Annotated in this window: 15 protein-coding genes and 6 tRNA genes; 4 read left to right on the top strand and 17 right to left on the bottom strand. The window is 36.3% G+C overall.

The window, feature by feature from the left end; genetic code table 11:
• Positions 1-182: 182 nt before the first annotated feature.
• The 11 genes from NYQ66_RS17665 to NYQ66_RS17715 all read right to left on the bottom strand — a co-directional run bounded on the left by NYQ66_RS17665 (position 183) and on the right by NYQ66_RS17715 (position 7,994).
• Positions 183-2,324, bottom strand: coding sequence for a penicillin-binding transpeptidase domain-containing protein (locus NYQ66_RS17665; RefSeq protein WP_259871391.1), 2,142 nt, complete (start codon positions 2,322-2,324; stop codon positions 183-185).
• Between the two features lie 129 nt (positions 2,325-2,453).
• A complete protein-coding gene (locus tag NYQ66_RS17670) occupies positions 2,454-3,725 on the bottom strand; it encodes an MFS transporter (RefSeq protein WP_259871392.1) in 1,272 nt (423 codons plus the stop codon).
• Between the two features lie 150 nt (positions 3,726-3,875).
• Positions 3,876-4,487, bottom strand: coding sequence for a superoxide dismutase SodA (gene sodA, locus NYQ66_RS17675; RefSeq protein ID WP_259871393.1), 612 nt, complete (start codon positions 4,485-4,487; stop codon positions 3,876-3,878).
• Positions 4,488-4,692: 205 nt separating this feature from the next.
• Positions 4,693-4,768: transfer RNA gene (locus NYQ66_RS17680), tRNA-Phe, on the bottom strand.
• A gap of 87 nt (positions 4,769-4,855) precedes the next feature.
• A tRNA-Ser gene (locus NYQ66_RS17685) sits at positions 4,856-4,948 on the bottom strand.
• Between the two features lie 7 nt (positions 4,949-4,955).
• A tRNA-Ile gene (locus NYQ66_RS17690) sits at positions 4,956-5,032 on the bottom strand.
• A 16-nt stretch (positions 5,033-5,048) separates the two neighbouring features.
• Positions 5,049-5,124 (bottom strand) — tRNA-His (locus tag NYQ66_RS17695).
• Positions 5,125-5,147: 23 nt separating this feature from the next.
• Positions 5,148-5,224 (bottom strand) — tRNA-Met (locus tag NYQ66_RS17700).
• Between the two features lie 3 nt (positions 5,225-5,227).
• Positions 5,228-5,302, bottom strand: a tRNA-Asn gene (locus tag NYQ66_RS17705).
• Positions 5,303-5,498: 196 nt separating this feature from the next.
• A complete protein-coding gene (locus tag NYQ66_RS17710; RefSeq protein WP_259871395.1) occupies positions 5,499-7,133 on the bottom strand; it encodes a Na/Pi cotransporter family protein in 1,635 nt (544 codons plus the stop codon).
• 231 nt (positions 7,134-7,364) lie between these two features.
• Positions 7,365-7,994: an NfeD family protein gene (locus NYQ66_RS17715; RefSeq protein ID WP_259871398.1), complete on the bottom strand. Its 630-nt coding sequence runs from the start codon at positions 7,992-7,994 to the stop codon at positions 7,365-7,367.
• Positions 7,995-8,118: 124 nt separating this feature from the next.
• Between NYQ66_RS17715 and NYQ66_RS17720 the strand changes: the two genes are divergently transcribed.
• Both NYQ66_RS17720 and ispG read left to right on the top strand, forming a co-directional pair.
• Positions 8,119-8,520: a LysM peptidoglycan-binding domain-containing protein gene (locus NYQ66_RS17720; RefSeq protein WP_259871399.1), complete on the top strand. Its 402-nt coding sequence runs from the start codon at positions 8,119-8,121 to the stop codon at positions 8,518-8,520.
• Positions 8,521-8,631: 111 nt separating this feature from the next.
• Entirely contained in the window at positions 8,632-9,738 is a 1,107-nt protein-coding gene (ispG, locus tag NYQ66_RS17725; RefSeq protein ID WP_259871400.1) for a flavodoxin-dependent (E)-4-hydroxy-3-methylbut-2-enyl-diphosphate synthase, read from the top strand.
• Between the two features lie 33 nt (positions 9,739-9,771).
• On the opposite strand, the gene NYQ66_RS17730 is transcribed toward ispG, so the two are convergent.
• Complete coding sequence (locus NYQ66_RS17730; protein WP_259871401.1) at positions 9,772-10,218, bottom strand: DUF4190 domain-containing protein; 447 nt, start codon at positions 10,216-10,218, stop codon at positions 9,772-9,774.
• Between the two features lie 92 nt (positions 10,219-10,310).
• On the bottom strand, positions 10,311-11,021 hold the full coding sequence (locus tag NYQ66_RS17735) for a transglycosylase SLT domain-containing protein (protein WP_259871402.1): 711 nt from the start codon (positions 11,019-11,021) through the stop codon (positions 10,311-10,313).
• Positions 11,022-11,196: 175 nt separating this feature from the next.
• Between NYQ66_RS17735 and NYQ66_RS17740 the strand changes: the two genes are divergently transcribed.
• A complete protein-coding gene (locus tag NYQ66_RS17740) occupies positions 11,197-11,481 on the top strand; it encodes a DUF2624 domain-containing protein (protein ID WP_259871403.1) in 285 nt (94 codons plus the stop codon).
• A gap of 39 nt (positions 11,482-11,520) precedes the next feature.
• Here the strand turns inward: NYQ66_RS17740 and NYQ66_RS17745 are convergent, their stop codons facing one another.
• Entirely contained in the window at positions 11,521-12,411 is an 891-nt protein-coding gene (locus NYQ66_RS17745) for a deoxyribonuclease IV (RefSeq protein WP_259871404.1), read from the bottom strand.
• Positions 12,412-12,513: 102 nt separating this feature from the next.
• Positions 12,514-13,827 carry a DEAD/DEAH box helicase gene (locus tag NYQ66_RS17750; RefSeq protein ID WP_259871405.1) on the bottom strand — a complete coding sequence of 438 codons (1,314 nt, stop codon included), beginning with the start codon at positions 13,825-13,827 and terminating at the stop codon, positions 12,514-12,516.
• Positions 13,828-14,028: 201 nt separating this feature from the next.
• Here NYQ66_RS17750 and NYQ66_RS17755 point away from each other — a divergent pair, with 201 nt between their 5' ends.
• Entirely contained in the window at positions 14,029-14,973 is a 945-nt protein-coding gene (locus NYQ66_RS17755; RefSeq protein WP_259871406.1) for a 4-hydroxy-3-methylbut-2-enyl diphosphate reductase, read from the top strand.
• 341 nt (positions 14,974-15,314) lie between these two features.
• Here NYQ66_RS17755 and NYQ66_RS17760 read toward each other — a convergent pair whose 3' ends face one another.
• Positions 15,315-16,436: a Nif3-like dinuclear metal center hexameric protein gene (locus tag NYQ66_RS17760; RefSeq protein ID WP_259871407.1), complete on the bottom strand. Its 1,122-nt coding sequence runs from the start codon at positions 16,434-16,436 to the stop codon at positions 15,315-15,317.
• A complete protein-coding gene (locus NYQ66_RS17765; RefSeq protein ID WP_259871408.1) occupies positions 16,429-17,139 on the bottom strand; it encodes a tRNA (adenine(22)-N(1))-methyltransferase in 711 nt (236 codons plus the stop codon). Before NYQ66_RS17765 ends, NYQ66_RS17760 begins: the two co-directional genes overlap by 8 nt.
• Positions 17,140-17,186 lie beyond the last annotated feature (47 nt).

Raw genomic sequence — 17,186 nt, forward strand, 5'->3', positions numbered from 1 at the left:
CAAATACATCTTAACGCTTCAGTATGAACTTACCGTTAAGCTACTGTAAAGAAAATGTAAATTTGAATATTTTTTTGTCGGATCGTCATACTATGAAGTTGAGCCTTTATTCTTAGTTGATCTCGAACAAACAAAAAAAGCCATGATAACAATAAGAATGTTATCATGGCCAGTGCCAATATTTATTCTGCTTCTGTCTCTGTTATTTCTTCTTCGTTTTCGTCATTATCTTCTGAAGACAAATCGAGATTTATACCATCTTTTGCCCGCGCTTCTTTCAATTCGTAATAAGCATCCATAATTCGCTTACCAATAGTATGGTGTGGATTAAGACCAGTATTTTGACCGTTCCTTGGAACTACAATAGCAAATGCAACTTCTGGATTGTCATAAGGTGAATAACCAACTAGCGTTAAGTTCTCGGTCTCACCAACCAATGCTCTGTTTTCATATATATCATTTTCTGCAGTGCCTGTTTTTCCTGCCATTTTATATTCACTAGCGCGATCACCCCATGCGTTAGCTGCAGTTCCTTTGCTAAAAACATCTACAAATCCCTCTTGCACACGAGAGATGTACCGATCATCCATTTGGATTTTATTAAGAACTTCTGTATTAAAAGAACTGATTACCGGACCTAACTTCTCTTTTTCCGGTTCAGGCTTACGCACCTCTTTTACTAGTCGTGGACGCACTCTATACCCATCATTTGCTATTGTAGATACATATTGCGCTAACTGTAGTGTTGTGTACGTATCATACTGACCAATCGAAAAATCAAGCAAATTCCCCGCCATTGGACTAGTCCCAACAACACCGGTACTTTCAAATGGCAAGTCAATTCCTGTTTCAACCCCTAGTCCAAATTGATGGAAGTAATTTCGCATCGTTTGAAATGTATCCCAATTAAAATTATAGAGCGGTTCACCATATTGATATGTTGCTCCTGCCATTCGCATGGCAATGTGGAACATGTAAACATTTGAGGACTGTTCTAGGGCACGAATATCATTGGTTGGACCAAGGTTACGCCATGAACTTTTAACAGATTCTGCAATTTTAATTGGTCGGTCATAAATTGATTCACCAATATTTATAACTCCTGACTCAAATCCCGCTAATATCGTAGAACCTTTAATAGCTGAACCAGGCTGATGGGCGTCATATACAACTCGAAAAGACTCATCTCTGTACTCATCGTTTTCTCGATCATAATGTGCACCGGATATTGCCAATATTTCTCCCGTTTTAGGTTCCATCATGACAACCATTGCATCCTCTAAGAATTTGTTCTTCTCTGGACTTTCTGTGACTGCAGCTTCTAATTCCTCTCTGACAATTTGGTCAACTTTTTGTTGCAGTTCTATATCAACTGAAAGTATTAAATCATTCCCACTTTGTCCATCGACTACAGATTGCATTCCAACAACTGCACCAGTTTTGTCAGTTGTATATTGTACTTCTTCCTTAAGCCCACGCAATTCACTTTCATATTGTTGCTCTAGACCGCTTAGGCCTACACGATCATTACGACTATACCCACGTGTTAAATAGAAATCACTATTATCTCGCGGGATCCCTTCATTCGAAGAAGAAATTCTCCCAAGAAAATTTTTGAATGTATCATCGTAGACTGTTCTTCTATTCCAATCATTCGATGCATCTATACCAGGTAGTTCATACAAATGTTCTGCTACCATAGCAAATTCTTCTGCACTTACATCTTCATTTTTCACAACGTGTGGTGACAACTCAAAAGCTTGATCTAATTCTTTCTTAATCGCAACAACATTTAACAAATCCATGTCATTCCAATCAAATTCATTATAATCCGCGCTCGTAGTCTTATCTAGCATCGCCTGATATTGCTCTCCTGCAGTAAGTTCCTCTTTCTCTTCGGAAGTAAGTCGGGATTGCGCATCTTCCTCATTAAAAAGAAACCAATATTCTTTCTTATCTCTTTCTCTAACTCTCTTTAAAAGCTCTTCTTCATCACTTTCAATAGTAATAAAATTAGCGAGTTTCTCTGCAATCTCAAGGCGTTTTTCTGCAGTGTCTCCCCCTTTTGGAGGAGTGTAGGTAATCGAGCGTACTGGCTCGTTATCTAAAACAATTCGACCAAACCGGTCATACATGAGTCCTCTCGGCACTGGCAATTTCGTATTTGTATCTATTGTTTTCTTTATTTCCTTTTGAGCTTCCTCACCATTTAAGATTTGCACGACACCTAACTGTAATATTAATAAAGAGAACAAAGCAAAAACAAAAATAAACAATATATTTAAACGAAAAGGAAGATAAGATTTCTTTTTTTTCTTTCCCATTAATGATCCCTCTACTCCTAGATGATTTATGATACGTAAACATAGAAAGTTGAACAGGAAAAGGCCTGTTCAACTTTTAACCAACGATATCATTATTATACCATTTATTATCTATAGCAACTAGAACGTTTATCTATTTTCATTATTTGCAATTCCTTCTTTTACTGGCACATCTTCTTCGTTTGCTGTACCATGCAATTTTATATCCTTAATAAAGAAGTATATAACAAAATGACCTGCCCCTACAATCATTAGTAAATAAGGAATAATGGTTTCAGGTTCGAAAATGCTAACTGCAAGTAAAAATAGGATAATAGAAGATACCCTTCCTAAGTTTACAAATAATTCACGTACAACAATATATTCAATTCGCATTTCTCCTGCTTTCCATGCTTTTCCTATAACATCAAATGTCATGGAAATATACGGAACCGTAAATATTGGGTAGGAGATCCCAATGATAGCTCCATAAATCAATAGTGTTGTATAACTCGTATGGATCAATATCAGATATACTGCTAAATAAAGGGAAAGTCCTCCTGCGAAAATCGCCCATTTTCGCATTCTTGGCTTAATAAATTTAGTAGCCATAAAATAAAACACTAAAGAAAAACCTGAAAATACAAGGTTAAATGTCCCTAGAGCAAATTCGCTTTGTGTAGTAATGAAAATCCATATCGAAATAACAAAAAGAAATGTTCCTTCTCTAAGTCCTTGAAACACATGTGCATTTAAAATTCGCTTCCAATCTTCATTATTCTTCCGCTCATAGATAATACGCCGAAAAGAGAAGTTCCCTTTTGCCGAACGCCGCTTTAAGAACATTGTACATATGACAGCAAGCGCAAATAGAACAAATGAAATGGAAAAGATAATGGTGTAACCCTGAAAACTATCCATCCTTGAAATAACGTAACCAGCAAGAACCGGACCAATCATACCACCGAAAGACTGCATTAATCCTAAAAAGCCATTAAAGAAGTCTCTAGTCTCGGGTTCCGTTACTTCAAAGGTTAATACGTTAAAAGCTAACCAATAAAAGCCATAACCAATCCCTAACAAAGCCCCTAACAACATATTATATTTAGCCGCACTCTCTCCTACAATTAAAACTGTCATGTAAAAAAGAGATAAAAAAATAACCCCCAACCTTAGAACGATTACTCTGTCCACTTTTTTCGCCCATCTTCCAGCTAAAATAAAGGTGAGAGGTTGCATAATATAAACTGCAATATTATATAAAGCAATATTAATGTAATCTCCAGATTGCTTCCATAAATAAATATTTACAAATGTATTGGAAAGAAATGTTGATAGAGCATATAATCCACCAATTGTTAGAAGTAACTTTAAGTCGCGATCAATTGTAATATCTCCTAGCAAATTTAACTTTATTTTCATATAGCTCCCGTCTCCTTTGTCTATCTGTCTTTATTATTTCAAATAAACAACGAGATATGCAGAAGAAGCTACACTGTATTAATATGTAAGTTTTGTATAAACTCATAATAATTCAAAACAAAAAAAAGCCCTTTTAAGGGCTTTTTTGCATTATTTTGCTGCTTCATATAATTTAGAAACTTCATCCCAATTAACTACATTCCAAAATGCTGCAATGTAATCAGGACGCTTGTTTTGGTACTTAAGATAATAAGCGTGTTCCCAAACATCAAGCCCTAAAATAGGCGTTTTACCTTCCATTACAGGAGTATCTTGATTTGGTGTGCTTGTAACTTCAAGCTCGCCATTGTTAACAATTAACCATGCCCAACCAGATCCAAATCGTCCTGCACCAGCTGCTGCGAACTCTTCTTTAAATTTGTCAAGGCTACCAAATTTTGCAGAAATTTTATCAGCAAGTTCACCAGTAGGTTCACCGCCACCATTTGGTGAAAGTAACGTCCAGAACAGACTGTGATTTGCATGTCCACCACCGTTGTTTCTAACTGCTGTACGAATTGATTCTGGTAGACTATTTAAATCAGAAAGAAGTTCATCAAGTGATTTGTTAGCTAGCTCCTCATGTCCTTCTAACGCACCATTTAATTTTGTTACATACGTATTGTGGTGTTTTGTATGGTGGATGTTCATTGTTTCCTTGTCAATATGCGGTTCTAATGCATCATAAGCGTAAGGTAATTCTGGTAATTCAAATTTTGCCATAATAAATTCCTCCTTTAATTTATGTAAGAAACAAAACTTTTTACACTGTAAAGTTTCTCCTCTTTAGGAAAGATTATCAAAGATAATATAATCCATGCAACTGTTTTGCTCTCTTTAGCTAAAAAAATTATCTTTCCCATTTCATATTTCCCTAATATTTATTTTCTAAACAACAAAAAAACAAGCATATTTGCTTGTTATAAAATGGTGGCTCGGGACGGAATCGAACCGCCGACACACGGATTTTCAGTCCGTTGCTCTACCGACTGAGCTACCGAGCCATAAAATTATTTATTTAGATTCTCTCAAAATTGTTTCGATGTTGTATCAGAAACGTATAATCGTAAAGTTCTATCCGGAATTATGTATGGCGGAGGAAGAGGGATTCGAACCCCCGCGGGCCGTGAAGCCCCTGTCGGTTTTCAAGACCGATCCCTTCAGCCGGACTTGGGTATTCCTCCGCGTTTATGGTGGACCCTGCAGGACTCGAACCTGCGACCGATCGGTTATGAGCCGATAGCTCTAACCAACTGAGCTAAGGGTCCTTATAACAAATGAAAATGGGGCGGATGATGGGGATCGAACCCACGCATGTCGGAACCACAATCCGATGTGTTAACCACTTCACCACAACCGCCATTATGTTATTTATATATTTTATGGTAGCGGCGGAGGGGATCGAACCCCCGACCTTACGGGTATGAACCGTACGCTCTCGCCAGCTGAGCTACACCGCCATATGGCTCCACAGGTAGGACTCGAACCTACGACCGATCGGTTAACAGCCGATTGCTCTACCACTGAGCTACTGTGGAATATAATTTTGAAAATTTTGTGAAGCGACGAATTATATTATACTTACCTACAATTAATAAGTCAATACAAAATGTTGTTTCATTAAAATGGCAACAAAAATAATATAGCACGTCCACACATTTGATTCAAGACCTTTTTTATATTTTGTCACTATTATATTTAAGAATGAAAAAGGAGGCATAAGCCTCCTTATCATTAATCTACTTTTTCTCCTAAGACTTCTTCTGCAATGTTAACTGCATGATCTCCAATTCTTTCTAAGTTACTTATAATGTCCACAAAGACAATTCCAGCAGTACCCGTACATGCACCTTCATTAAGTCTTATGATGTGTTTCTTACGATATGCTCTTTCCATATCGTCAATTTGATTTTCTTTCCGAACAACAGCTAATGCTGATTCTCTATCCATATTATCTAGAGCTGAAATAGCTTCTTTAACTGTAATTAAGGTAAGATCAATCATATCGTTCAGATCTTCCTGTGCTTGTTCCGTTATAACAACTTTGTTAGAAATTTTATATTCAATTAACTCAACAATATTTTCAAAGTGGTCACCTATTCTTTCGATATCCCGGACTGAGTCTAATAATGCCGAGTGCTTTGCACTATCAGCTTCAGAGAAGGATGTTCCAGAAAGACTAACCAAATAATTCGTAATTTCACGATCCAGATTATTTAAGGCTCCTTCAATTTGAAGTGCCATATCTGCATGTTTTTGATGATGTGTATTTAAATATAATTTTGTTTCTTCTAACCCTTTGTGTGCATATTCGCCCATTCTAAGGATTTCCTCTTTCGCTTGATCTAAAGCAACAATTGGTGATTGTTGAATAAAAATTGGATCTAAGTGCTTTGGTTTATATTCAACAACTACATCTTCACCAGGGATAAGCTTCGTCACTAACCAAGCAAGACCAGCAATAAATGGGAACTGAATAATTGTATTTGCAATATTAAAAGAGCCGTGAGCGAATGCAATTGTCATCTCTTCATTTAAATTCAATTGATCTTGTAAGAAAACAACAAATTTTGTGAACAACGGTAATATAACTAAGAATATCGTTGTCCCAATTAGGTTGAATATGACATGGGTAAATGCTGCTCTTCTAGCTGCAATACTCGCACCAATTGATGCTAAAATTGCTGTAATGGTCGTACCAATATTATCACCAAACAACACCGGAAGGGCTGCATTTAATGTTACCGCACCTTCACTAAATAGACCTTGTAATATGCCAATAGTAGCACTAGAGCTTTGAACTATAAATGTGAATAATGTCCCGATTACAACACCCAAAATCGGGCTTTCTGACATACTTACTGTTAAATCAATAAAGGCTTGTACGTCACGTAATGGCTTCATTCCTCCACTCATTAATTCTAAACCATAGAATAAAGAGCCAAATCCAAAGACTGTTTGTCCGATGTTTGAAACCTTATTATTTTTAAAGAAAAACAGTAAAAATGCACCTACTGCCATGATTGGTAAAGAATACGCACCAATGTCGATACCAATAATGAATGCTGTCACGGTTGTTCCGATGTTTGCACCCATAATAACACCAATGGACTGTCGAAGGGTCATAAAACCAGCATTTACTAAACCAACAGTAAGAACGGTAGTACCAGAACTACTCTGTATTAAAATCGTAACAATGATACCCGCCAATACACCCATAAATGGATTACTTGTAAAGCGATCTAATATATCTCTTAGTCTATCCCCTGCACTTTTTTGAAGCCCGTCACCCATGAACTTTAATCCTAACAAGAATATACCAAGTCCACCAACGAATTCAAAAATCAGTGTCTGTACATCAATATTCACTGGAAATTCATCCCTTCACATTTTGAGTAATTAAAAATAGTATAAGCACACCTTGTCCATTATTAAGGATAAGTAAATGTCTTGTAAATAATTATCGTCATTTCTTTACACTAAATTTACAATTACTTAAAACAAAACGTCATAATTCGACATTTCATCCATTATATGTATTGCTTTAATAAATATAAAAGCATTTCATCGTTATAAGGATGAAATGCTTTTTCTTTACCGTTATTTTGCATCACTTTCTATTTTTGATACTAAAATCTTTGTCCCATCGACATGTGTAACTCGAATTAATGTATCTTTTTTAATCCATTGGCCATTTGTAACAGCACTATAGTCATGATCCTTTATTCGCACCGTTCCTACTGGTCTCATATCTGTAAGCGTGATTCCTTCTTTATCTACTAAATCACTATAGGAATGGTTCATCGTACTATACCCTTTGTCCCCAGTTAATTGATCGACTAATGTAAGCTTCGTCCACATATCTCTCCGTTTAAATACTTTCAAGAAAAACAGCGAAGCAAAACCACCAATTATAACACCAATAACTGCATATAACCCCGCTACCCAGTTAGGTGAACTCAAACCAACTGATAGGATCATACAAACTGCACCTATAGTTGCAAGGGTACCATCATTTATAAATTTACCATCGATAACGATAAGAATAATCCCAATTACATAAATAGCTAACATGATAAAAAACATACCAGGATCTAAGTAGTCTAAAAAGTAAAAGGTAATAAATCCAAATCCTATGATACCAAAAAGGCCTCTCATATTGACTAATAATTCTCCAATTAAAAATAAAGTACCTAATCCAACTACTACAAAACTAATCCAATCCCCCATTTACATTCCCTCCTTTATTTTTACTCTCTTGTATACTTTACGTATTATAACGAAATAACGTTTCAAAAAAAAAGGATTTATGAAGAAGTGTCGAATTAGTATTACATATAAGGAGGCAGATAAAATGGGTTTATTCAAAAAAATGTGCCTTACTATAGGAATAATTTTATTATTCCTTAGTATCTTTAAAGACTTAACCGTGGGAACAAACGTTGAACATACAACTACGATAGATTCTAATTCGAGTGAAAATGTGGTCGAGTCAGAACAAGTTGAAGAAGAAATTAATGACGTAGATAAAGAAAATATAACGGAAGAGCACCCAACCACAAGATACGCCGTTAAAAGTTACAAAGTTAGGCCCGGAGAAACAGTGATATCCATTGTAGAAACATTCAATACCGATCATAATTCATCGATAAAAATGGAAGTTATTATTGCCGATTTTGAAAAGCTTAATCCTGGTGTTAACCCACATGAAATACAACCAAACACCAACTATCTCTTTCCAATTTATAAGAATTAATAAATTATAAGCTTTGCTACTTCTCATTTTATCTTTATACCCTTATAATGGACAGTGGTAATTAATAATATAATAATTCGCGACACGATCAAATAAAGGAGCGATATACTTATGACTCTAACGCATAGAAAAGATACGCGTCCAGTTAAAGTTGGTAACCTAATTATAGGTGGCAGGGATGAAGTGATCATTCAATCGATGACCACTACAAAAACACATGACGTAGAAGCAACTGTGGCAGAAATAAATAGACTAGAAGAAGCTGGATGCCAAGTAGTTCGTATTGCTTGTCCGGACGAACGTGCAGCAAATGCTATTCCTGAAATTAAGAAGAGAATCAATATTCCTTTAGTAGTTGATATACATTTCAATTATAAATTGGCGCTAAAAGCAATTGAAGGTGGCGCTGATAAAATTCGGATTAACCCTGGAAACATTGGGAAAAGAGATAAAGTGGAAGCAGTTGTCAATGCTGCCAAAGCAAAAGGCATTCCAATTCGTATAGGTGTAAATGCTGGTTCTTTAGAGAGACACATTTTAGAAAAGTACGGTTATCCTACTGCTGATGGTATGGTAGAAAGTGCTTTACATCATATTCAAATTCTTGAGGAGTTAGACTTCCATGATATAGTCGTATCGTTAAAAGCTTCCGACGTGGGTCTTGCAATTGAAGCTTACGAAAAGGCTGCTGAGGTTATTAAATATCCACTTCACCTTGGCATAACAGAATCGGGCACTCTTTTTGCCGGAAGCATTAAAAGTGCTGCAGGTATGGGCGCAATCCTAAGTAAAGGGATTGGGAACACCATGAGAATCTCCTTAAGTGCGGATCCAGTAGAGGAAGTAAAAGTAGCGAGAGAACTTTTAAAGACATTTGGATTAGCATCTAATGCAGCAACGCTTATTTCTTGTCCAACTTGCGGGCGAATTGAAATTGATTTAATTAAAATTGCAAATGAAGTGGAAGAATATATTTCCACAATTAAAGCACCAATTAAAGTAGCAGTACTTGGTTGTGCAGTCAATGGACCTGGTGAAGCTAGAGAAGCTGATATCGGGATTGCAGGTGCGCGTGGGGAAGGACTACTATTCCGCCATGGAGAAATTATTCGAAAAGTTCCTGAAGAAACAATGGTAGAAGAACTCAAAAAAGAAGTAGACAAAATAGCACAAGAATTTCTTGAAAAAAGAGAAAAAGAAGAACAAGAACAAATGTAAAAAAGCTGGCTCATTAAAATGAGCCAGCTTTTTTTAAACAAATGGGGTGATAAAGAGCGAAATGGCGATAGAAATAGCGCCCGCGACAATCGCTGTGTTCCCTAAAGTATCTGCACCTCGTCCTTTTGCAACAAAACCAAAGATAATCCCAGCAGCACCCATAATGATTGGCATTACGAAAAAAGATAATGCAGCCAAAATGATCGCCAACCAGCCAAAACCAGTTTTCACTTCTGATCTCATCTCGGTTTCTTTTTCTTCTGCTCGCATTGGTCGATTAAATTCATTTGCAGTTAACTCTTGGGCTATTTCTTCGTCCCTTTTATATGCCTCATCTAAGGAATAAAGCTCTTCGTCTTCAACAACAAGGTGCTCTTGCGCACCTTGTTGTCTTGCAGCTACGACATCAGCTTCTTCCTCCCCGAATCTTGGGGCGTCTTCGACTTCCTCGTTTCTTTGATTACGATACGATTCGTCCATTTTAAGACCCTCACTTTCCTGTTTCGAGGTGCTTTTATAGTGTATGGACTTATCAATTTTTATTACAAGGAAGTTTCCGCTAGAAATGGAAATTAATTTGCAATCGCTACTGTTTGATGATCCTTCGCATTATTTTGAATTTTGCTAGCATAGTTACTTTTAGCATGTCCATGCTTTTCTTTGTATTGTTCTAATCCGCCCATACCACGGTGGTAAGCAGTTAACGCTTCATCCCAATTTTCGTATTGACTATGTAAAAAGTCTAAATACACAATTGATAATTGAATAGAATAAAACGGATCAAACAATAATTCATCTTTATATGGTAATTCAGCCATATCTGCAACCCATGGTGCCGTGTTCTTCATGAATTGTCCCATACCATAGGCATGTCCATAAACAGTTTCAGGGCCAACCAATTCTGGATTAAAAGTACCACCAGTTTCTACATACAATAGTTCAAAAACTAAGAAAGGATCGATATCATATTTCTTAGCCTCCTTCACAAGGTAAAAAGCCCAAGCAGACTTAAAAGCCCCATCACTTTTTTCTACCATACTTTTGGCTTTTTTCTCTAACAATGACCAATTTTCATAACTACTGGTGTTTTCTGGGTTTTCTGGATTCGAATCCTTGTAGCTAACTTGCGCCCTTAAGCGATCATTCTTATTTTTTAATTGCTCATTCTCTTGTTCTAAAGTTAATATATTCGTTTTATATGTCGAATAACCGTGATATATACCTACGCCAGCAATGGTTAGTAAACTAAGGCTTATCATCCATTTCGCTAAAATTTTAATCATAATAACACTCCTCTATTTATCGAAAGTACAAGGGTTTGTACTCTAGCAACACATACTAACGAAAAAGGAAAAAAAATGCAACAATTAAAGCCTAAGTTAGAATTGCGAAACAATTTAGATTACTAGCATATACTGAATTAACTGCCAAAAAACATATGTAAGGAGTTATTATTATATGAATAATATTATGAAAAAAACGATATTAAAAAGACTAAAACAAATCAGTGTAGAGGATTTACTTACTTATAGTAAAGAGTATGGTATAACAATAAATAAAACCCAAGCAGAAAAAATTACATCCTATATGTCTACAACAAAATTAGATCCATTCGAAGAGAAAGACCGCTTAACACTTTATAAAAAATTAGCACAACTAACAGATTTGCAAACAGCTCAAAAAGCCCAACAATTGTTTAATAAATTAATCAAACAATATGGTGTGGAATCCTGGTTTAACTAAAAAAGCTCATAAGCAGTATTGACTGCTTATGAGTAATTATTATTGTGCTAGAATTTTATCCTTTAGGTCTGTAACAAAGCCTTCCCCTTTTAACATTTCAATTTCAAATCGATAAGGTGGCTTTTTATTCTTTTTATCTTCCCCAACATACGGTGTTTCAAGAATTTTTGGTAATTCCTTCAGTTGGGGATGATGAACTACATACCGAAGCGCATCGTATCCGATGTGGCCGAAACCAATATTTTCATGTCTATCTTTGGCTGCACCAGTAACATTTTTGCTATCGTTAACATGAATAACCTTTAACCGATCTAGGCCAATAACCCGGTCAAATTGATCTAATACGCCATCAAAGTCATTTACAATATCATAACCTGCATCATGAACGTGACAGGTATCTAAACAAATGGACAGTTTATTGTTTAAGTGCACTCCGTCTATGATCTTTGCTAATTCTTCAAATGATCTACCGACTTCCGACCCTTTTCCAGCCATCGTTTCTAATGCAATTTGCACATTTTGATCTTGATGCAAAACTTCATTCAAACCTTCAATAATCTTGGCTATTCCTTTATCTGCACCTTCCCCAACATGTGCACCAGGGTGAAGCACAATCTGTTTTGCTCCAAGTGCTTCCGTACGTTTTATTTCGTCTGTAAGAAAGTTAACGCCTAACTCAAATGTTTCTTTTTTGGTTGTATTACCAAGATTAATAATATAAGGTGCATGGACTACTATATCAACTATATTATTTTCTTTCATATGAGCAATTCCAGCTTCTATGTTTAACTCTTCAATCGGGCGCCTTCTCGTGTTTTGTGGTGCCCCAGTATAAATCATAAATGTTGTAGCCCCATAAGAAGTAGCTTCCTCACTGGAACCTAATAACATTTTCTTTCCGCTCATGGACACATGCGATCCTATTTTCACTTCCTACACCTCTCTCTTTGTTACTCATTGCGCAATTAACTTCTAAAACATGCGTTAGATGAGTGAAAAAAATAATATAAAAAGATTCTAACATAAAGTGATTTATTTTTTTGGATTCTTGCTTCGTACGATCTTCCTTTTCGCTTTTTCCTGTTGGTATTTCATTTTCTTTTTATAACCAGGCTTTACTTTTTTAGGTTTTCTCACTTTTCTCCATGCTTCTTGATCCAATTCATTACTTTTCTTTTTTCTCTGAGCTCTTTCGTTCCAAGCTTTAGATTCTTTCCATTCCCCGTTCACTACATCATAACTATCAAATGTTAATCCTCTTTGTTCTAATTTTTCAACTAAGGATAGATCTTCGTCTGTATAAATATTGATCGCTGTTCCTTCAAGTCCGGCACGTGCAGTTCTTCCAACTCGATGCACGTAAAACTCTTCCTCTTTAGGCATTTGCGCATTTATAACATGGCTAACGCCCTTGATATCAATTCCCCGCGCTGCTAAATCCGTAGCAACAATGTATTGATAACGAAGACCTTGAATGTCTTTTAACACTCGTTTTCTCTCTCTTGGTGTTAATCCACCATGGATTATACCTACGTCCATTCCTTTTTCCGTAAGCTCTTTTGCTAGCTCGTTCGCTAGTTCTTTTCCGTTTGTAAATATAATTGCAAGGTATGGTTGAATCGATTGTGAAATACGATATACCATCTCTGACACTTGTCTATGTCTTAAAGGTACCAATCGATGCTCCATTTTTTCAGGCGCTATTTGATCCTGTAAATTAAAATAGGCTGGATTTTGTAAGTATTTTTTCAGAAAAGGCTGCAAACGCTCTGGAATTGTAGCAGAAAAGACCATTACTTGAATCTCTGGATTAGCTTTCACTAGCATTTGATCTACTTCTTTAATTAGTCCCAAATCAAACATAAGATCCGCTTCATCAATTACAAAGGATTTTGCAGAGAATATGTCTAAGGCACCCTCATTAATGAGATCCAGTATTCTTCCTGGTGTTCCAATTACGATTTGCGGTTGTTCTTTTAACTTTTCGATCGTTCGCTTTTTATCGGTTCCACCGATAAAAAGTTTTGCAGACCATTGATCTTCTTTCTCTGCATAGGTAATTATTTTCTTTACTTCATCATATATTTGTGTTGCTAACTCTCTTGTAGGAGAAGTAACAACAAATTGCACTTGTTTATCATTCTCATTTAGCGCATTGAAAAGCGGCAATAAAAAAGCGTGTGTTTTTCCTGAACCAGTATGGGATTGACCAATAATACTTTCACCTCGAAGTGCAGCAGGAATAACTTTTTGCTGTATAGGTGTTGGTTCCTTAAATTGTAATTTATCAATCACTTCTTGCATGATCGGCTGAAGTGTATATTCCTTAAACGAATGGTTAGACATGTATAATACTCCTTTAATTCTAATGGTTGGTACTTTAACCATTATAGGTTAGTTAATGCAAAATTGCACATGGATTTATACTTTTCATCATTATTCTTTCATTCTTGTACACATTTACCTTTGTCAACTCTTAGTTTTACCTTTATAATGAAACTAATGCCCTAAAATATAAAAAACATACAAAACAGAGGGGGAACCAAAATGGATGTTATTAAAATTGCTCCACGTGGTTATTGTTACGGTGTAGTAGATGCAATGGTCATTGCTCAAAACGCAGTAAAAGACCCAAATCTACCCCGTCCTATATATATTCTTGGAATGATTGTTCATAATGCACATGTAACAAATGCTTTCGAAAGTGAAGGTGTGATCACACTAGATGGTAAAAATCGTGCGGAATTATTAGAAGAAATTAATGAAGGTACAGTTGTTTTCACCGCACATGGTGTTTCACCTGAAGTAAAAAAACGCGCCGAGAATAAAGGGTTAACTGTTCTAGATGCTACGTGTCCAGATGTAACCCGTACACATGACTTAATTAGAGAAAAAGTAAAAGAAGGCTATGAAATTGTATATATTGGTAAAAAAGGCCACCCAGAACCTGAAGGGGCAGTTGGTGTGGCACCCGATCACGTACACTTAATTCAAACAGAAGATGACGTTGATCAACTTGATTTACATGCAGATAAAATTGTTGTTACCAATCAAACAACGATGAGCCAGTGGGATGTATATGATGTCATGTTAAAAGTACAAGAAAAATTCCCACAAACTGAAATGATTCAAGAAATATGTATGGCGACTCAGGTACGACAAGAGGCAGTGGCAGAACAAGCAAAAGAGGCAGACCTTACCTTAGTTGTCGGAGATCCTAGAAGTAACAACTCTAATCGTCTAGCACAAGTCTCAGAAGAACACGCTGGTACAAAAGCTTATCGCATTGCAGATGTATCTGAGATTAAATTAGAGTGGTTGGAAGGTGTCAATACAGTAGCGATTACAGCTGGTGCTTCAACGCCAACTCCAATCACAAAAGAAGTAATCAAATTTATAGAAGCCTTTGATCAAAACGATAAAAGTACTTGGGACCTTACATTTAAGGTACAACAAACTAAAATTTTACCTAAAGTAAAAGTAAAGAAATAAAAACATGAAAGAGGACCTGACTTCACAAGTCGGTCCTCTTTTTTATTACACATAATCTATAAACTATGACATAACAAAGAGATATTTTACGAATGCAATTTAAGCGGATGTGTGGCCCTTATATACCCTGTTTAGGCGGATTTTTCATCTGAGCGGTTATACGCTAGTTCAACAAAATGCCTACGAAATCATTGAAATCAGGGCAAATATGGGATAAGGTAGCCGTTAAATCATAAAGTCTGGGATTTAAAGCAAAATAACGGATCTCTTAGCCGCCAAAATCAATAGCGACTGTAATAGTTACTGCACAGTATGGATCTTCAACGCATTAATAAATGGCTTCAAATAAACTGAAATGGTTCTGTGTTACTGGTTGAGACGATTACTTCCACGGAAGCATCCATAGTCTTTATTTCCTTCTCTAGGAAATCCTTCACGGCCTTTTTCATTACTTTCTCGACATAGTGCCCGGGATCTACGACGTTCAATCCCATTTGCCACGCGTCCTGTGCCTCATGGAACGTCATATCACCAGTAACATACACATCAGCACCCATTCTTTTCGCATTGACTATAAAGTCTTCACCACTTCCTCCAAGGATCGCAATTTTTTTAACTTTCTTCGTTAAATCACCAGTCACTCGAAGTGTTGGTACATCTAAACGCTCTTTTACATGTTCACAAAATGACTGAAGTGATATCGGCTCAGGTAATACACCAATTCTACCTGCTCCTACAGGCTCCCCTTTATTACCCAACGGAATTAAATCATAAGCAACTTCTTCATAAGGATGTGCTTCAAAAACAATTGGAAGAAACTTCGCAACTTGCGATTGGCTTATAATAGTTTCAACCTTTATTTCGTCGACTTTTTCAATCTCTCCTTGCGTTCCTATGTAAGGGTCAGTTCCGTCTAATGGCTTAAATGATCCAGTTCCTTTCGTTTGAAAGACACAGTGGCTGTAATTTCCGATATGACCTGCTCCTGCATCACCAATTGCTTCTGTAAAACTTTCCGCATGACTTTCGGGTACATAAACTATTAATTTAAACCAATCATCTTGAGTGGACGGTACTAGAACTTCTGTATCTTCCACACCTAAATAATCTGCTAAAATGTCACTAACTCCCCCCTTTGCTATATCAAGGTTTGTATGAGCTGCATAAACCGTTATATCATGCTTCATAAGTTTTTGTATTACTCTACCAGATGCTGTATCTAAATTTATTTGTTTTAATGGCTTAAATAAGATTGGATGGTGAGCTATAATCAAATCAACACCTTTTGTGATTGCCTCATCAACTACATTTTCCAAAACATCCAGTGTAACCATAACCTTTTGTGTTTTTTTATTTAATGTTCCGACTTGTAGCCCTACATTATCCCAATCATAAGCTAATGATTTTGATGCCCATTGTTCGAAAGCTTTAATTAGATCATTAGCCAGGACTGTTTTATTCATTTTCTAGAACCTCCTCAATCTCCTTAATTTCTTCCTGAAACATATTCATTCGTTCGATATTGGGAGTTTTCGCATTCTCCATTTGCTTTAATGCGTGTTTTTTTCTATCTAATTCTATTTTCCACTTTTGCTTAAATGCCGTTGACTTTTCGCGCAAAAGAATCGGACCAAATAATAGTTCTCTTCTTTTGTTTTCCATTGTGTAAGCAACGTATTCACTATTTCGGTCACCTACGAGAATTTCGTATATATGACCATCTTCTTCTATTATTTTTTCATCTGTGAGTTGAAAATCATTTTGATCAAACCATTTTCTAATAGCGTCCGCATCAACATTAGGTTGCGTAATAATTCGTTTTACAGAAAGGAGTTTATCTTTTCCCTCTTCTAAAATAGTTGAAATTAGACTTCCGCCCATTCCAGCAATAACAACTTGCTCCACTTCGCCTGGTTTAATTACTGATAGCCCGTTTCCTTTCCTTACTTCGATTCGGTCATCTATTTGTAAATCTCCTACCGTTTTTTTTGCACTTTGATATGGTCCCTCATTCAATTCACCAGCAATTGCTGTTGCATGCTCGTCTTGAAGGCATACAAAGCACGGTAAATATGCATGATCAGATCCAATATCTGCAAATCTTGCTTCTTTTGGCAGGAAGGATGCAACTAACTGGAGTCGCTTCGATAAAGTTTTTTCGTTCATTTATTAACCCTCCGCTGATTACTAATTACCTTTCAAAAAAAGCTTAC

It is taken from the genome of Aquibacillus koreensis, from assembly GCF_025154055.1.
Taxonomy (GTDB): domain Bacteria; phylum Bacillota; class Bacilli; order Bacillales; family Amphibacillaceae; genus Aquibacillus_C; species Aquibacillus_C koreensis.

Coding starts and splice junctions, on each gene's coding strand:
- NYQ66_RS17665 (WP_259871391.1), bottom strand. CDS start 2,324: ATGGGAAAGAAAAAAAAGAAATCTTATCTTCCTTTTCGTTTAAATATA.
- NYQ66_RS17670 (WP_259871392.1), bottom strand. CDS start 3,725: ATGAAAATAAAGTTAAATTTGCTAGGAGATATTACAATTGATCGCGAC.
- sodA (WP_259871393.1), bottom strand. CDS start 4,487: ATGGCAAAATTTGAATTACCAGAATTACCTTACGCTTATGATGCATTA.
- NYQ66_RS17715 (WP_259871398.1), bottom strand. CDS start 7,994: ATGGGGGATTGGATTAGTTTTGTAGTAGTTGGATTAGGTACTTTATTT.
- NYQ66_RS17720 (WP_259871399.1), top strand. CDS start 8,119: ATGGGTTTATTCAAAAAAATGTGCCTTACTATAGGAATAATTTTATTA.
- ispG (WP_259871400.1), top strand. CDS start 8,632: ATGACTCTAACGCATAGAAAAGATACGCGTCCAGTTAAAGTTGGTAAC.
- NYQ66_RS17730 (WP_259871401.1), bottom strand. CDS start 10,218: ATGGACGAATCGTATCGTAATCAAAGAAACGAGGAAGTCGAAGACGCC.
- NYQ66_RS17735 (WP_259871402.1), bottom strand. CDS start 11,021: ATGATTAAAATTTTAGCGAAATGGATGATAAGCCTTAGTTTACTAACC.
- NYQ66_RS17740 (WP_259871403.1), top strand. CDS start 11,197: ATGAATAATATTATGAAAAAAACGATATTAAAAAGACTAAAACAAATC.
- NYQ66_RS17750 (WP_259871405.1), bottom strand. CDS start 13,827: ATGTCTAACCATTCGTTTAAGGAATATACACTTCAGCCGATCATGCAA.
- NYQ66_RS17755 (WP_259871406.1), top strand. CDS start 14,029: ATGGATGTTATTAAAATTGCTCCACGTGGTTATTGTTACGGTGTAGTA.
- NYQ66_RS17760 (WP_259871407.1), bottom strand. CDS start 16,436: ATGAATAAAACAGTCCTGGCTAATGATCTAATTAAAGCTTTCGAACAA.
- NYQ66_RS17765 (WP_259871408.1), bottom strand. CDS start 17,139: ATGAACGAAAAAACTTTATCGAAGCGACTCCAGTTAGTTGCATCCTTC.